The following is a 13563-nucleotide window of genomic DNA, read 5'->3' on the forward strand; positions in this document are numbered from 1 at the left end:
AAGGGGAACGCACTTTTACGCCATTTGCGGATCAGTGCGCTCCCCTTTCTCATGCCAATAAACAATATTAATTATTTTACAATATAGGAAGTCAGGTTATCGGCCAGATGTTGCATCGTTTCGCTCGCCTTTCGCATACGCTCCATGACTTCGGTGAAAGAGCCTACCAGAGTCGCCTGCTCTTGAGAAGAAGCAACAATTTGCTCTATTTCCTGCTCCATCTGACGAATGGAGTTCTGTACATCCTTAAGGGCTCCCTCAATATCGACTGTCGCTTTTTTGGACTCTACAGATAGCTTGCGTACTTCTTGAGCAACGACACCAAAGCCTGCTCCTGCTTCTCCGACACGTGCGGCTTCAATCGCGGCATTCAATCCAAGCAGGTTGGTTTGGTCGGAAATTTCCTTGATAAATACAGCGACCTGATTAATTTTACCCGAGTTTTGTACGGCAAATTGGGTGTTCTTTAAAATGTGTTCACTGGTAGCTTGTAGCTCCTCTGAATGTGCTGTTACATGCTGCACCATTTCAATGAGCTGCTCGGTAATGGAGTGGTTTTCAGATACGATTTGATCCAGCTGATTTCTGTTGGTCAAATTATAGGAAGCGGCAAACGCTGCAATGACGTTCCCATTATCATCAAACACAGGAATACTGATCATATCGAGAGGATATCCCAGCAATTCAGCCGGAATGTGGGTCAAGCTGGCCTCGCATCCATTTTTAAGCATGGCGAAATTTTTGTAGTCCTCAAGCAGCTCCGAGCCGGTTTCAAAGCCGAGATCCATACCCTCCGATTGAGTGTAAGCTAGAACGTGAGTACGGTCGAAGAGAGCAAGGGTTACTTTCTCACGCATAATCTGTTGTATGTAGGGAATGGCTGCAATTAATGCATCTATTGTATTCAAGTGGATTGCCTACCTTTCTTTACTAAATATATTTTTTATAGTCCTATATAATTGTCGGTCTAAAGACGGATAAAAGTTATAAAAGTATTGAGAATTTAAAGAAAATTCAGAAAAAAAGGCATATCGTTTCGTAATAGAAACGATATGCCTTCGGATTTAATTTGAACGTGTCAGTGCTGTGTATAAGCGGCTTACTTGCCACGCTGCTCGAACAATTGTGCAATCCCCACAATAACCTTGGTTGCAAGCACCATGTTATCCACCGACACATATTCGTACTTACCGTGGTAGTTCTCCCCGCCTGTGAAAATATTCGGTGTAGGCAGTCCCATGTAAGACAGCTGTGAACCGTCTGTGCCTCCACGAATCGGCTTGATAATGGGTTCAATATTCAGCTTCGTCATTGCTTCATGAGCGATATCGACGATATGCTTGACAGGCTCAATTTTCTCTTTCATGTTGTAATACTGGTCTCTCAGCTCCAGCGTAATACGGTTGTCTCCATAGGCAGCCTGGAGCTCTTTTACGATATTTGTCAAATAAGCTTTCCGGTTCTCAAAGCTCTCACGATCAAAATCGCGGATAATATAGTAGAGTTTGGCTTGTTCTGCTGTGCCAGTAGACTCCAACAGATGATAGAAGCCATCGTACCCATCTGTATATTCCGGGGCTTCATTCACAGGTAATCTACTGTGCAGCTCCATAGCGATTTTGGCAGCGTGGATCATTTTGTTTTTAGCCGTACCGGGATGTACATTTACACCATGAATGGTAATATGAGCAGCCGCGGCGTTGAAGCTCTCATACTCCAGCTCTCCGAGCGGTCCGCCGTCTACCGTATAAGCATATTCAGCGCCAAAGGCGGCTACATCAAAGCGCTCAGGTCCTCTTCCAATCTCTTCATCCGGTGTAAAAGCAACACGAATTTTGCCATGTTGAATTTCTGGATGATCAATCAGATAGTGAATCGCTGTCATGATTTCTGCGATACCGGCTTTGTTGTCTGCACCGAGCAGGGTGGTGCCATCTGTTGTGATCAGGGTGTGGCCTTTATATTGAGTCAATTCGGGAAACTCACGTGGAGAAAGGACTACACCAAGTGAGGCATTCAGCGTGATATCGCCTCCATCATAGTTCTCCGTCAACTGTGGCTTTACTCCTGCGCCAGTTAGCTCAGTAGCCGTATCGAGGTGTGCCAGAAAACCAATGACGGGCACTTCTTTATCCGTATTGGAGGGAAGGGTTGCCATCACATAACCATGATCATCAATGGTTACGTCTGTCATACCGATGGCTTTCAGTTCGTCTACCAGGAGGTTGCCCAATGTGAGCTGTCCGGGTGTGGTGGGGCATGTGTGGCTGCTTTCGTCGGATTGGGTATCTACCTGTACATATGTAGTCAGGCGGTCAATCAGTTCCTGTTTCATGTGGTTATCCTCCTTGGGTCTTTTTCATTATGGTACGTATTTTATCATGATTAGGCTTACGATATGAAAAAAATGGTTTAACCTTTCAGAATGACAGGTTGTTTTTAGCACATATAGAGAAATGTTAATCTATGAGTCTTTTAAATTGTGTCTTATTACTGAGTCACTTAACGTTACGTTCATAGATTGGAAGCATAGAATACACTATCAAACGCAAGGGAGGTGAATTCTATGGCGATCCTTTTACCTTCGCAAATTTACAATCTTGCTGCTGGTGTAGGTAAGTCCTTTTTTGAAAACCTGAGAGGCGGTAGTAATGCTACAATTACCGTTAATAATTTCGGTGCCAATCCAGTGGATCTTGTGGTTACCCGTGTCAATGCTCCTGTGATCACTTATACTATTCCGGCGGGCAATAGTCTGACGTTAGAAGTTGCCTTGCTGCTGGTAGCTGCTCTCCAAGCTACTCCAGTTGGAGCAGTAACAGGTAGCATCCAAATTGCTACTGCTGATTTTTAATCTGTAACGACTTGACCCTCTAACTCTAGCTTTGCTGAAAAGCAAGGTTAGAGTTTTTTTATTGTTTGAAATTTTCTGAAACTTTTTTCAGGTTGTACCGATATATACATATGACATCGTAAATAACACATCGAAAAGGAGTACCCTGTATGAGCTTTAGCAATCCGGTTTTACGTGATGACATTTTTTTGCGTGAAGATGAAAGAGAAGCTAGCGAACAACGTATGACCATCGGAGGAACGGTGAACAAAACGTTGCTTCTGCTGGTCTTGCTCATCGTCTCTGGCAGTATTACCTGGTATATGACCTTCCAAGGAACCGTAGAGGTGCTATCGTTGCTGACATCAGGCTTTATTGGGATGGCAGGCATAGCGCTTGCGATATCCTTTTTTCCCAAAACGGCTCCATTACTCTCACCTGTATATGCGATTCTGAGTGGTTTTGCTTTGGGTGGCGTTTCCGTGTTTATGGAATATGAGTACCCTGGAATTGTGGTTAATGCTATTTTGCTGACTGTGGGTATCTTGTTCTTGATGCTCTTTATGTATACACAACGAATCATCAAAGTGACACGCGGCTTTATCTCGTTTGTTGTCCTATGTACGATGGCGATTTTTCTGGTGACGCTGGTTGATTTTATTTTGAATTTTTTCGGTATGAATGTTCCATATATCCATGAAACGGGCTGGGTGGGTATTGGCATTAGTTTATTTATCGTCATCATTGCTGCTTTGAATCTGCTCGTAGATTTTAATTTCATTGAGGAACAAGCTGATCAAGGTGCACCCAAATATATGGAATGGTATGGCGCCTTTGCATTGCTGGTAACGTTAGTGTGGCTATATGTACGAATATTGGATTTGTTAGCTAAGCTTAGCAATAGGGACTAAGGTCTGCGACTATTTCATATGGTTCAAGTAGGACGAAAAGAAGGACGGCTGAATGTCGTCCTTCTTTGTATGAAAGAGGCGGTTTAAAAAATGCATTTTACGTTAAATACATAGAAGTTGGGTAAAACATAGAGGATAGATAGGTGAGGAGTGAGGTATATGTATCAAGTGGTGTTGGTGAGGCATGGAGAAAGCGTGTATAACCGACAAAACTTGTTCACAGGCTGGACGGATGTCGATCTGACTGAACAGGGAACTCGTGAGGCTATTGAGGCAGGACGTATCCTCAAGGAGGCTGGGTATACGTTTGATTTGGCATTTGCTTCTGTGCTAAAACGTTCTATCCGCACGTTGTATCATATCTTGGATGAGCTGGATCATCTGTGGATACCCGTGCAGAAGTCATGGAAGCTGAATGAACGCCACTATGGTGCGCTTCAGGGGCTCAGCAAGCTGGATTCCGCCGTGCAATACGGCGAGGAACAGGTTCATATTTGGCGGCGTAGCTTGACGGTGCGACCTCCTATGTTGGATGCGCAGGATGAACGGAGTCCACATCGGGAAGAGCGTTATCGCCATATTAAGCCAGAGGAGCTACCGCTTGGGGAGAGTCTGGAAGACACGGTGCATCGGGTTGGTGGGTTTTGGAAGCAGCGGATCGTGCCGTTGATTCTTAAAAAGGACCGGGTTATCATTTCAGCACACGGTAATACCTTAAGGGCCCTGATCAAGTATATGGAAAATTTGGATGAAGCTACTCTGCTGGATTTAAACATTCCGACAGGCATTCCACTGGTGTATGAGCTGGATGAGCATATCGATCCTATTCGGCGCTTCTATCTTGGTGATCCGAGTCATGTAGAGGCAAAGAAACAGGCTGTGGCCAACCAAAGCAAGGTGACGGAATGACTTTCCATACAACAAAGAGGACAGGGCGCCTTCTTGCATCCTGTCCTCTTTGTGTTAATATACATCAAGCGCTCGCGGTATCCTCTGTTTCCAGGCTGTCTTCCTCGGTAGGAAGTGCCCATACCGATACACTGCCGGCACGAACGGGAAATATGCCATAGCCATCCTGTTCGATCTTTATGGTATGATCGTGATGCCCGGTCAAATCGGTCCATTTTTCTCCTGCACGTTGTTTACCCACGAACATGCGCTTTTCCCCGTCATTTGCGTTAGTGATCACCACAGCACATCCAGAGCCGTGTAGCTCAGGAATGCCCTGACGAACCCATCCAATCGTATGGGGATCATCAAAATAATCTTTTTGCTCACCATAAGCTTTGTGGTATCGGGCATATAGGAGCGGGTCTAGCTCAGCCTGCTTGCCTTCCACAGGCGTTTGTCCCTGGATACCGTAGTAATCACCGTAGAATACGCAGGGATAACCATCTTTCCGCAGTAGGATGAGTGCATAGGCACTGGGTTTAAACCAGTCCTCTACCCAAGATTCGAGCGCTTCGTGCGGCTGGGAATCATGATTATCGACAAAAGTAACCGAGTTCAGGGGATGGGTATGAACCAGCGTATCCTCGAAAATGGTGCTTAAATCGAAATCCTTACCACCCAAGGAAGCGCTATGTAGTTTGTAGTGGAGGGATACGTCAAACAGGTCGATTTTATAATCGATGGTATCCAGAAACTTTTGGCAAGATTCTAGATCTGGTTTCCAAAATTCTCCTACCATATAAAAATCCTGCCCACGCTTTTTAATCATTTCTGTAGCAAACTCTCGTACAAATTCATGATTAATATGCTTGATCGCATCCAGACGGAATCCGTTGCATTGTAGAGTATCCACCAGCCATTTGCCCCAGCGGATCATTTCCTTGCGCACATCCTGATGATTATAGTCAATATTGGCGAACATTAAATAATCATAATTGCCGAATTCATCATCTACATTATCGCTCCAGTTTTTGTTTTTACCTAAAATACGATAGATTCCTGTCCGGTCCTGACTTGCATCGTAATCCGTTCCATTAAAATGTTCGAAGTTCCATTGAAATGTGGAATACTTACCTTGTCGGCCGGGGAATGTAAATTTAGTCCAGCCTTCGATATCAAAGGGCTCGGAAATGACCTCATTACGATTATCCGGGTTGACCTCGACGACTTTAAATACTTCGGTTTCATCCGCACCAGCTTTATGGTTCATGACCAGATCGACATAGACGGCTACGCCGTGGCGAACGCAGGATGCGACAGCTTCCAGCAGGTCTTCCCTGGTTCCGTATTTGGTGCGCACTGCACCTTTTTGGTCAAATTCGCCCAGATCGTAAAGGTCATAGACGCCGTAACCCGTATCCTCAGGAGATTGGCCTTTGGTGACAGGTGGAATCCATATCGCGTCAATTCCTTTGGCCTTCAGTTCCGGTGCCAGGCGGGCAAGCTTTTTCCAGTGGGAACCGTCAGCTTTGACATTCCACTCGAAAAATTGCATCATCGTATGGTTCCTTTTCATGTGCGTCCCTCCTTCATATATAACAAGTTACCCACCAAGTGAGGGGGGCTAAACGTCTGATGGCCAATATGATGTTGATGAAGAACATGGATCGCTGTATAACGTATGCTAAATCATTAAAATTTGTTATACATTGAGTGATCACAACGACTCGATGGCTAGAAAAGGAAACGTGAAAACGGTAAAATGAATCTAACTTAGCAATAGTTCGGATTTCGGGCAAACCATAAGCTCGACCAAGAGAGGGAAGGAGGGATGAACGTGACAGACCCGCAGCAGGATAAGGATGAAGCGAGAGAACCGCTGATGAAAAAATGTACGTATTGTCAGGAGACAAAACCATTAACGGACTTTCAGCGCAGAACCGGTCGCCGGGCAGGGCCTTATTCCCGGCGTGGTCCCTGCCGTTCCTGCCGGGGGTTAGCCCCGCAAGAACGGGCGGTTACGTCCGATCCTTCCCATGAGGAAACGAAGCCCTTGGCTGCTCCTGTGGAGCGGCATGGCTCCGAAGCAGATACGGCTGCGTATCGTCTGGAAGCGTCCGCGCAGCCTTCTAATGATTCTCAACGCCCCCGTAGGAAGCCCGTCACGGACAAAGCGCGTGAGCGCCATCGGCAACGGGTTCGCCATTTGCTTAGCAGGCTGAAGCCTGCGGATACCCGTGCGTTGCGGCTTAATCGCAATGGCATGATTCGGCTAAGAGGCAAAACCGACCAAGGGAGACGCTGGCATCAGGAGATTGAACTTGATTTGGCGATGACTCTGGTCAGAGAACGCATGGCGGTGATTGTAAATCCGTACACGGTCCGCAGACTTTATAGCAACAAGGAATTCCGCCAATATGTGCTTAAACGTGACCGCTATACCTGCTTTTTTTGCGGTGGCTATGGTGACACGATTGATCATTTACTTCCTCGGGCTAAAGGTGGACACACCACGCCAGTAAATTGTGTATGCGCCTGCAATGAGTGCAATCAAGTTAAAGCTGCCCGTGATGTAGAGGAATTCATCGAGTCTGGTGTGCCATTGCCGATTCCGAATGATTTTGAGCCTCCCGATACTTCTGAGGACACCTTACGTACCTAGGACGATCTGGGGAATCGGCAACATTCCCTTAGTACAGTTCTACTTCAAAGCCGGATTCCTTCCAGGCTGTTGTACCGCCTTCGATAAAGGCCACATCGGTAAAGCCCATCTGTTGGAGTATATAAGCTGCCAGTGCGGCTTGTCCGCCTGCTCCGCAGGTGGTGATAATCGGGCGGTTACGGTCACGTAAGCGTTCATCACGCAAATCTTGTGGAACGCCCAGGTCAGCGCGGATGGGCAGCATGCCTAGTGAAATATTGGCACTTCCGCGAATTAGGCCGCAAGCACCTGCATCATGAGAATCCTGTACGTCGATAACGAATGTATCCGGATTTGATTCAATTCGCTGACGTGCCTCCTGTGAAGTAATGCCCTGAACATGCTGCCTCGCTTCTTGAACCATATCTGCAAATGTTTTAGCCATCGTTCAACCCTCCGTAGGAATACGTTTTGTATTGGTTTTCATATTAATGAACAGAAACTCACTCTCTCTATTACCCATCTCTAGTATAAAATGCCCCTTTTTTAAGGTAAACTTAGACAAAAATCGTGCTTATTCTAGTTTTTATCTAAAATAACAATAAAAAATTTGCAGAAATTTGTGCAAATTTAAAATTTCTTCGACGATTGGGTTGTGAAAGGTGTAATATAGAGGTATAGGGTTCCGTTTCGTCCTGTTGTAGTCACGAGGGAGCGCTTCGTGAGATATTCCGCAGCAGTAACAACAACAGAATAACGTCCAAGCAATATACAATTGGCATCTGCGATCATCAGTCTTGCCCTTTAGGGTATAGGCCGGTTTAAGCTGTGCTTCTTGCATGTTTAAGGGCGAATTCATTGAACGTTTTATTGCTAGAGTTTATGATACAGGTTACGAGAAAGGAATGGACTTCTATTTTCACAGTAAAGGAGGACGTTCACGCATGTCTGAAAACCAACAAGAGGTGGCCGTAACACAAGAAGCTACCAAAGAGTCTCGGGATGTATTGGACCAATTGATGAAACCGGAGGTTCAGCAATCGCTGACCGTACTGGTAGAGAATCTGCCAAAGTTGACTGAGATGGTTACTTTTATGACCGATGCTTATGATGTAGCACGCAGTCTGGCAACTGACCCTGTCTTTATCGGAGATATGAAAAACTCCATGGGAGAGTTTGTGAAGCCTGTTACAGATTCGGCTAAAGGATTGGCTTCTGCTGCAATTGAAGCAAATGACCGTGTACAAACTACGGACGGCAGTGTAGGTCTGTTTGGCCTGCTCAAAATGCTTAAAGATCCTAATGTACAAAAAACGCTGCGTTTCAGCCAGGCTTTCCTGGATATTCTGAATGAGCGCCAACGCGAAAGCAAATAATTACCTGATCGAGAACGGAGGATGGACATGTCGAAGCAAATTTTGATCTTGGGCGGCGGATACGGCGGATTGCTGGCCGCTCTTACAGCACGCCAGCATATGGACGCTAGCCAAGCAACCATTACAGTGGTAAACCGCTTTGCGTCGCACCAAATTATTACGGAACTGCACCGTTTGGCGGCAGGTACTATTGCCGAAAAAGCTGTGGCGCTTCCTTTGGAAAAACTGCTGCGCAACAAAGATATTATCCTGAAAGTGGATACAGTTTCCGAAATCAAGCCGGACGATAAGAAAGTAACCTTGGCCAGTGGTGCTACGTTGAGCTATGACGCTCTCGTTATTTCCCTGGGCAGTGAAACGGCATACTTTGGTATTCCAGGGCTGCAAGAGCATAGCTTCACGCTGAAATCAGTAGCAGAAGCTAATCGCATCCGCGCACATGTGGAAGCTCGTCTGGATGCTTACAAGCAATCCGGTAACAAAGCGGACGCTACAATCGTTATCGGTGGTGGCGGTCTGACTGGTGTTGAGCTGGTGGGCGAATATGCTGACAAACTGCCTGCAGTTTGCCGTGAAAAAGGCATCAACTACGAAGATATCAACTTGTATTGCGTAGAAGCTGGACCATCTATTTTGGCAGGCTTTCCTCAACCATTGGTTGATCGTGCAGTAACAAGCCTTGAAAAACGTGGCGTTCAAATCGTAGCGGGTGTTCCGATTACAGAAATGAAAGCTGACGAAGTTCTCCTGAAAGACGGACGTTCGATCAAAACGAACACACTGATCTGGACAGGCGGCGTACAAGGTAATGCACTGGTTGGCGCATCCGGTATCGAAGTAAACCGTGGTCGCGCAACTGTGAATGGCGCACTGCAATCGACTTCCCACGAAGACATCTTCCTCGCTGGCGACAGCGCAGTAGTGTTCCCAGGTGAAGGCGAGCGTCCATACCCTCCAACTGCACAGTTGGCTTGGCAAATGGGCGAATTAGTTGGTTACAACATCTTCGCTTATTTCAACGGAGCGAAAATGGAACGCTTTACGCCAGTGTTCTCCGGTACACTGGGCAGCTTGGGAAGAACAGACGCGATCGGTACTGTAGGCGCGAATGGCACCCAACTGAAAGGCGCTGTAGCTACTTTGATGAAAGAAGGCAGTAACATCCGTTACTTGTCCCATATCAAAGGACTTTTTGCATTGGCCTACTAATATTTATTGGTTTATTAAAAGAGAGCGCTGTTCAGCGCTCTCTTTTTTCATTCTTTGACACTAGTGATGCTCACCATTCACAGATAGTTTTAATTCACTTCATCTGGGCTAACTCTTCCACCTGTGCAGGAGGGAGCGCGCCTTCAAAAATACTCAGCTCATCCATAGAACCTTTGAATGCAGGGTCCCACCAGTTGACCCCTAAGCTGAATGTTCCAGATTTAGAGGTAAAGACATCCGGAAACCCTGACCCGGTAAACTGAATTTTCCCATTCACATACACCTCTAGCACTCCATGATCTACAGTAAAGGCAAGGTGTGTCCATTCATTGGCTTTGATCTTCAGGCCAGTACTGCCGGTATACCAAGTTGAGCTGCCGGACCAGACCATGGTGTTATCCTTCTCAGGTCCTCTGGGCAGAAGGCTAACCCAGTGGTTGCTATCCATAGCTCCAAAAAAAGTTGGTGTATGCACAGTCAATTCGCTAGGTTTCACCCACAGTGACACAGAATAGGCTGAACTGGATATGAGTCCTTCAGGCAGAGCAATACCTGACTGTCCATCAAGGACTACAGCTTGGCCTCTTACGCCTTCAGCGTAGGATATACTTCCTCCCTGACGATCGATTCGGTCACCAATAACCTTACCATTGGCAAAAGCATCATTCTGATCCTTTAGATTATTTTCAAATGGGTATGAAGCAGTCAATGTTGCCTTCTCATAAGGAGCTACCGTAATGTTAAAAGCTTTGTCCCGACTGCTGTCCCCTTTGGTAATGGTAGCTGTCAAAGTGGCGGATACAGCCTTTTCTCCGATCCCGGGGCGCTTGATTTCACCAGTATCGGAAATGACGCCTGGGTCTGAAGTTTTCCAGGTAATGGACGATTGCCGACTGCCTTCCTTCGGAAGCGTCAGATTAGCCGTCATCCGGCTCGTATTGCCAAGATCTAATTCACGATATACACTGTCAACGACTGTCGTATCCGTCATATCAGGGAGCTTACTGCCCCAGGCCATTTCACCTTTATTCGATAGAACTGTAAACGCAAGGATGTATTGATTTGTAACCTGGTCCCATTGTCTCAGGAATACTCCATCATATACAGCACCATCCAGTGTTAGTTGGACATTCGCATCCCCCGACTTGCGCCATGTTCCTTGCACATCGCCTTTAATCGTATGGTCTGCTCTCAGCTGAATGAACTGTGTATTTTTGACCGTCGCCGAGGAATCACTGCCATGGTTAATATATTGATAATCACCAATGAATTGTTTCTCATCCAGCTTTGTAAGCGTCTCGCCGCCGTAACGGTAAGGAGCTACAACAGGCCAGTCATCCTGGTTCATGAACATTTGGTGTACACGCAGCTCATGAGTCTCCCCTTGCTGAGGGAATCGGGTATGAAAGACAACAAACATTTGTCCGGTAGCAGGATCGGTGTATACCGAGTTATGCCCAGGAGATACATAGCCGTAGCCCACACCTGTACCTGGATCGCCTATTTTGCTATCGAACAAGAAGTTACCCATTAGTTTGTTGCCATAGGCTACATTTTTGGTGTTTGCTGGAAGCACGGCATTCTGTCCTTTGGCATCCTTATAAGGTCCTGCCGGACTCTTGGAACGGAATAACCTCATGTTATACCCACCGTCCGCTGCAAGTCCGCCATAGGTTACATACAGATAGTAGTAACCTGTCTTTGAGTTGTATTCAATATATGGACCTTCCCCGGACTCACCGTATCCACCTGCGATCTTGGTGCCAAAATAGCGATCAATCAGACGGCCATCCTCTGTAGTTCCATCTTGGCCTGGATAGATCGGTTTGCCAGTTGCTTTATCCAGCTCCAGTAGAAATATTCCTCCGGACCATGACCCGTACGTCATCCATAAGCGCCCGTCTGTATCATAAAAGACTGCTGCATCAATTGCATTCGGGAACACCCGATTCGCATAAGAACCATCGGCGTTAAACCATCCTGCTCTAGGCCTCTTCAGCTTGCCTTCATTAATGAGTTGAGAAATCGGCGTATTGGTCCACTTTTTATCCACTTTGCTATCTTTATCGAATGCAGTCTCCTTTGTAAAACCAGTGTTCACAATGGTATCCACATATTGATAGGGGCCTTCAATGTTGGGTGCAACGGCAATACCGATCGCGGAACGTATATAGGTGGAGGAGGCACTATAATAAATCATATAGGCCCCTTTTGAGCCATCCTTATTGACATAATGCTCATTCCAAAATACATCCGGCGCCCATACTGAGAATCCTCCCTTGCTATCCGCATCATTCTCGCCCGCCCAAGCGAAAGATCCGGCCAGATTCTTCGATAAATCCCCGTAAAGGGTATTCCCAGGCGTTGTGTAACCGTTTGCAAAAGAAGTCCAGTTTGTGAGATCTTTGGACTTTGCTGCGGAGATATGCGACCCAAACACATAATAAGTATCACCGTCTTTGACAATCGAAGGATCATGAACCGATACATTAGAGAAGGTCGGCACATTCTGCTTATTATTCTGGTTCGGATCCGCTGTGGCGGCGTCCATTGTACCTGAAGGTACGGCTGCAATTGCCAATAATAAAGTCATTGTTAATGCAATGCTCGACCTGACTCTACGTTTAACAAAACTTCTCATCGTATACATTTACCCCTTTCTAAATTGGAATACAGTGATACATTCTGCTTTCATCGCTAAAATACCTTTATGTTTATAAATATTATTAATGTATTTATGAATTAAATGACTGTAGAGAAGGTGCCATATTCTATAATTAGGTAGAGATTATAAATTATGGTTGACTATATGTATTGGTGGAGGTACGTTATATATGAAAAAAACAGTTATATTTGTGAGCTGTTTATCAATAAAGGAGGGTATTATGAAAATCAGGTTGCTAGTATGCCTTATAATTTTATTTAGTGTTGCTACTGTACACTCGAATTCGACATCAGCCCAAGCTCAGACCCCTATACACCTGAAGGTAAATAATCATTACGTTTTATACACCTATCCTGCATCACCTTTTATGGATACGAAGGGCAGACTGCTTATACCGCTTCAAGCTGCTGAAGATATACTGGGCGGCAAAGTAACTTATAATGCAGCGAACAAAACGGCTTCTGTTGATTTGCTAGGCCGTAATGTAACGGCTACGATCGGATCACCCGAAATATCGGTTAACGGTGAGCCGGTGACAATGGACACAGTCTCCATCATGAAAAGCAACGCGATGTTTTTATCAGTTTCCATTTTGTTGAAAGATACAGATGCGCAGATGGAGTGGGATTCCAAGCGTGGCTTATTGAAGCTAAGACATGATAGCTTTACGGAAAGTCCAGTTCTTATGAGGTTTAAGGGACAAGACTTGGCCCAAGTCATTGATGCAAATGCATTTGATCTTACTTCTTTTAACTGGGATCAAAAGCAGGGTGTATTGAATATTCATGCTACGTATAAGAGCGACTTATCGCCCGTCTTCAAGCAAATTGACTTTAATCCTATGATTGTGTACAGCAAAGGGACCTATAGTGTAGATCCTTATTCTAAACCCGGTTCATTTCACAAAGTCAAAATAACCAGCGCAGGTCATTTGGTTTATACAAAAAATATCGGTACAACTAATGCGGATAGTGATTATATAAAATACATTACTTCTGTAGGCAGAATGATTCAATAATTGAATGTAGGATGTTTGT

12 protein-coding genes are annotated in these 13563 nt (G+C 45.6%); 7 read left to right on the top strand and 5 right to left on the bottom strand.

From position 1 onward, the window contains the following. Positions 1–71 precede the first annotated feature (71 nt). The gene (locus KSP24_RS04540) at positions 72–908 is read right to left on the bottom strand and encodes a methyl-accepting chemotaxis protein (protein ID WP_216974574.1); all 837 of its coding nucleotides are present in this window, start codon (positions 906–908) and stop codon (positions 72–74) included. Between the two features lie 191 nt (positions 909–1099). Continuing rightward, on the bottom strand, positions 1100–2335 hold the full coding sequence (gene pepT, locus KSP24_RS04545; protein ID WP_013373656.1) for a peptidase T: 1236 nt from the start codon (positions 2333–2335) through the stop codon (positions 1100–1102). A gap of 231 nt (positions 2336–2566) precedes the next feature. On the opposite strand from pepT, the gene KSP24_RS04550 reads away from it, so the two are divergent. The 3 genes from KSP24_RS04550 to gpmA all read left to right on the top strand — a co-directional run bounded on the left by KSP24_RS04550 (position 2567) and on the right by gpmA (position 4653). Beyond that, on the top strand, positions 2567–2854 hold the full coding sequence (locus KSP24_RS04550) for a hypothetical protein (RefSeq protein ID WP_013373655.1): 288 nt from the start codon (positions 2567–2569) through the stop codon (positions 2852–2854). A 149-nt stretch (positions 2855–3003) separates the two neighbouring features. Continuing rightward, positions 3004–3744 (top strand): Bax inhibitor-1/YccA family protein, encoded by a 741-nt coding sequence (locus tag KSP24_RS04555; RefSeq protein WP_216974575.1) that lies wholly within the window; start codon positions 3004–3006, stop codon positions 3742–3744. A 159-nt stretch (positions 3745–3903) separates the two neighbouring features. Next, entirely contained in the window at positions 3904–4653 is a 750-nt protein-coding gene (gpmA, locus tag KSP24_RS04560; protein WP_216974576.1) for a 2,3-diphosphoglycerate-dependent phosphoglycerate mutase, read from the top strand. Between the two features lie 64 nt (positions 4654–4717). Here gpmA and KSP24_RS04565 read toward each other — a convergent pair whose 3' ends face one another. Further along, entirely contained in the window at positions 4718–6211 is a 1494-nt protein-coding gene (locus tag KSP24_RS04565; RefSeq protein WP_216974577.1) for an alpha-amylase, read from the bottom strand. 261 nt (positions 6212–6472) lie between these two features. On the opposite strand from KSP24_RS04565, the gene KSP24_RS04570 reads away from it, so the two are divergent. Further along, positions 6473–7297, top strand: a complete 825-nt coding sequence (locus tag KSP24_RS04570) for an HNH endonuclease (protein ID WP_025676692.1) — start codon at positions 6473–6475, stop codon at positions 7295–7297. Between the two features lie 28 nt (positions 7298–7325). On the opposite strand, the gene KSP24_RS04575 is transcribed toward KSP24_RS04570, so the two are convergent. Then, entirely contained in the window at positions 7326–7721 is a 396-nt protein-coding gene (locus tag KSP24_RS04575) for a rhodanese-like domain-containing protein (RefSeq protein ID WP_016822691.1), read from the bottom strand. Between the two features lie 499 nt (positions 7722–8220). On the opposite strand from KSP24_RS04575, the gene KSP24_RS04580 reads away from it, so the two are divergent. Both KSP24_RS04580 and KSP24_RS04585 read left to right on the top strand, forming a co-directional pair. After that, complete coding sequence (locus KSP24_RS04580) at positions 8221–8652, top strand: DUF1641 domain-containing protein (RefSeq protein WP_013373648.1); 432 nt, start codon at positions 8221–8223, stop codon at positions 8650–8652. A gap of 27 nt (positions 8653–8679) precedes the next feature. Beyond that, positions 8680–9861 (top strand): NAD(P)/FAD-dependent oxidoreductase, encoded by a 1182-nt coding sequence (locus KSP24_RS04585; RefSeq protein ID WP_013373647.1) that lies wholly within the window; start codon positions 8680–8682, stop codon positions 9859–9861. 94 nt (positions 9862–9955) lie between these two features. On the opposite strand, the gene KSP24_RS04590 is transcribed toward KSP24_RS04585, so the two are convergent. Beyond that, positions 9956–12502, bottom strand: a complete 2547-nt coding sequence (locus KSP24_RS04590; RefSeq protein WP_216974578.1) for a LamG-like jellyroll fold domain-containing protein — start codon at positions 12500–12502, stop codon at positions 9956–9958. Between the two features lie 244 nt (positions 12503–12746). Between KSP24_RS04590 and KSP24_RS04595 the strand changes: the two genes are divergently transcribed. Beyond that, entirely contained in the window at positions 12747–13544 is a 798-nt protein-coding gene (locus tag KSP24_RS04595; protein WP_216974579.1) for a copper amine oxidase N-terminal domain-containing protein, read from the top strand. Positions 13545–13563: the final 19 nt, after the last annotated feature.

The organism is Paenibacillus sp. AK121 (genome assembly GCF_019042715.1).
Lineage (GTDB): Bacteria > Bacillota > Bacilli > Paenibacillales > Paenibacillaceae > Paenibacillus > Paenibacillus polymyxa_C.

Coding starts and splice junctions, on each gene's coding strand:
- KSP24_RS04555 (WP_216974575.1), top strand. CDS start 3,004: ATGAGCTTTAGCAATCCGGTTTTACGTGATGACATTTTTTTGCGTGAA.
- gpmA (WP_216974576.1), top strand. CDS start 3,904: ATGTATCAAGTGGTGTTGGTGAGGCATGGAGAAAGCGTGTATAACCGA.
- KSP24_RS04595 (WP_216974579.1), top strand. CDS start 12,747: ATGAAAATCAGGTTGCTAGTATGCCTTATAATTTTATTTAGTGTTGCT.
- KSP24_RS04575 (WP_016822691.1), bottom strand. CDS start 7,721: ATGGCTAAAACATTTGCAGATATGGTTCAAGAAGCGAGGCAGCATGTT.
- KSP24_RS04580 (WP_013373648.1), top strand. CDS start 8,221: ATGTCTGAAAACCAACAAGAGGTGGCCGTAACACAAGAAGCTACCAAA.
- KSP24_RS04590 (WP_216974578.1), bottom strand. CDS start 12,502: ATGAGAAGTTTTGTTAAACGTAGAGTCAGGTCGAGCATTGCATTAACA.
- KSP24_RS04585 (WP_013373647.1), top strand. CDS start 8,680: ATGTCGAAGCAAATTTTGATCTTGGGCGGCGGATACGGCGGATTGCTG.
- KSP24_RS04565 (WP_216974577.1), bottom strand. CDS start 6,211: ATGAAAAGGAACCATACGATGATGCAATTTTTCGAGTGGAATGTCAAA.
- pepT (WP_013373656.1), bottom strand. CDS start 2,335: ATGAAACAGGAACTGATTGACCGCCTGACTACATATGTACAGGTAGAT.
- KSP24_RS04550 (WP_013373655.1), top strand. CDS start 2,567: ATGGCGATCCTTTTACCTTCGCAAATTTACAATCTTGCTGCTGGTGTA.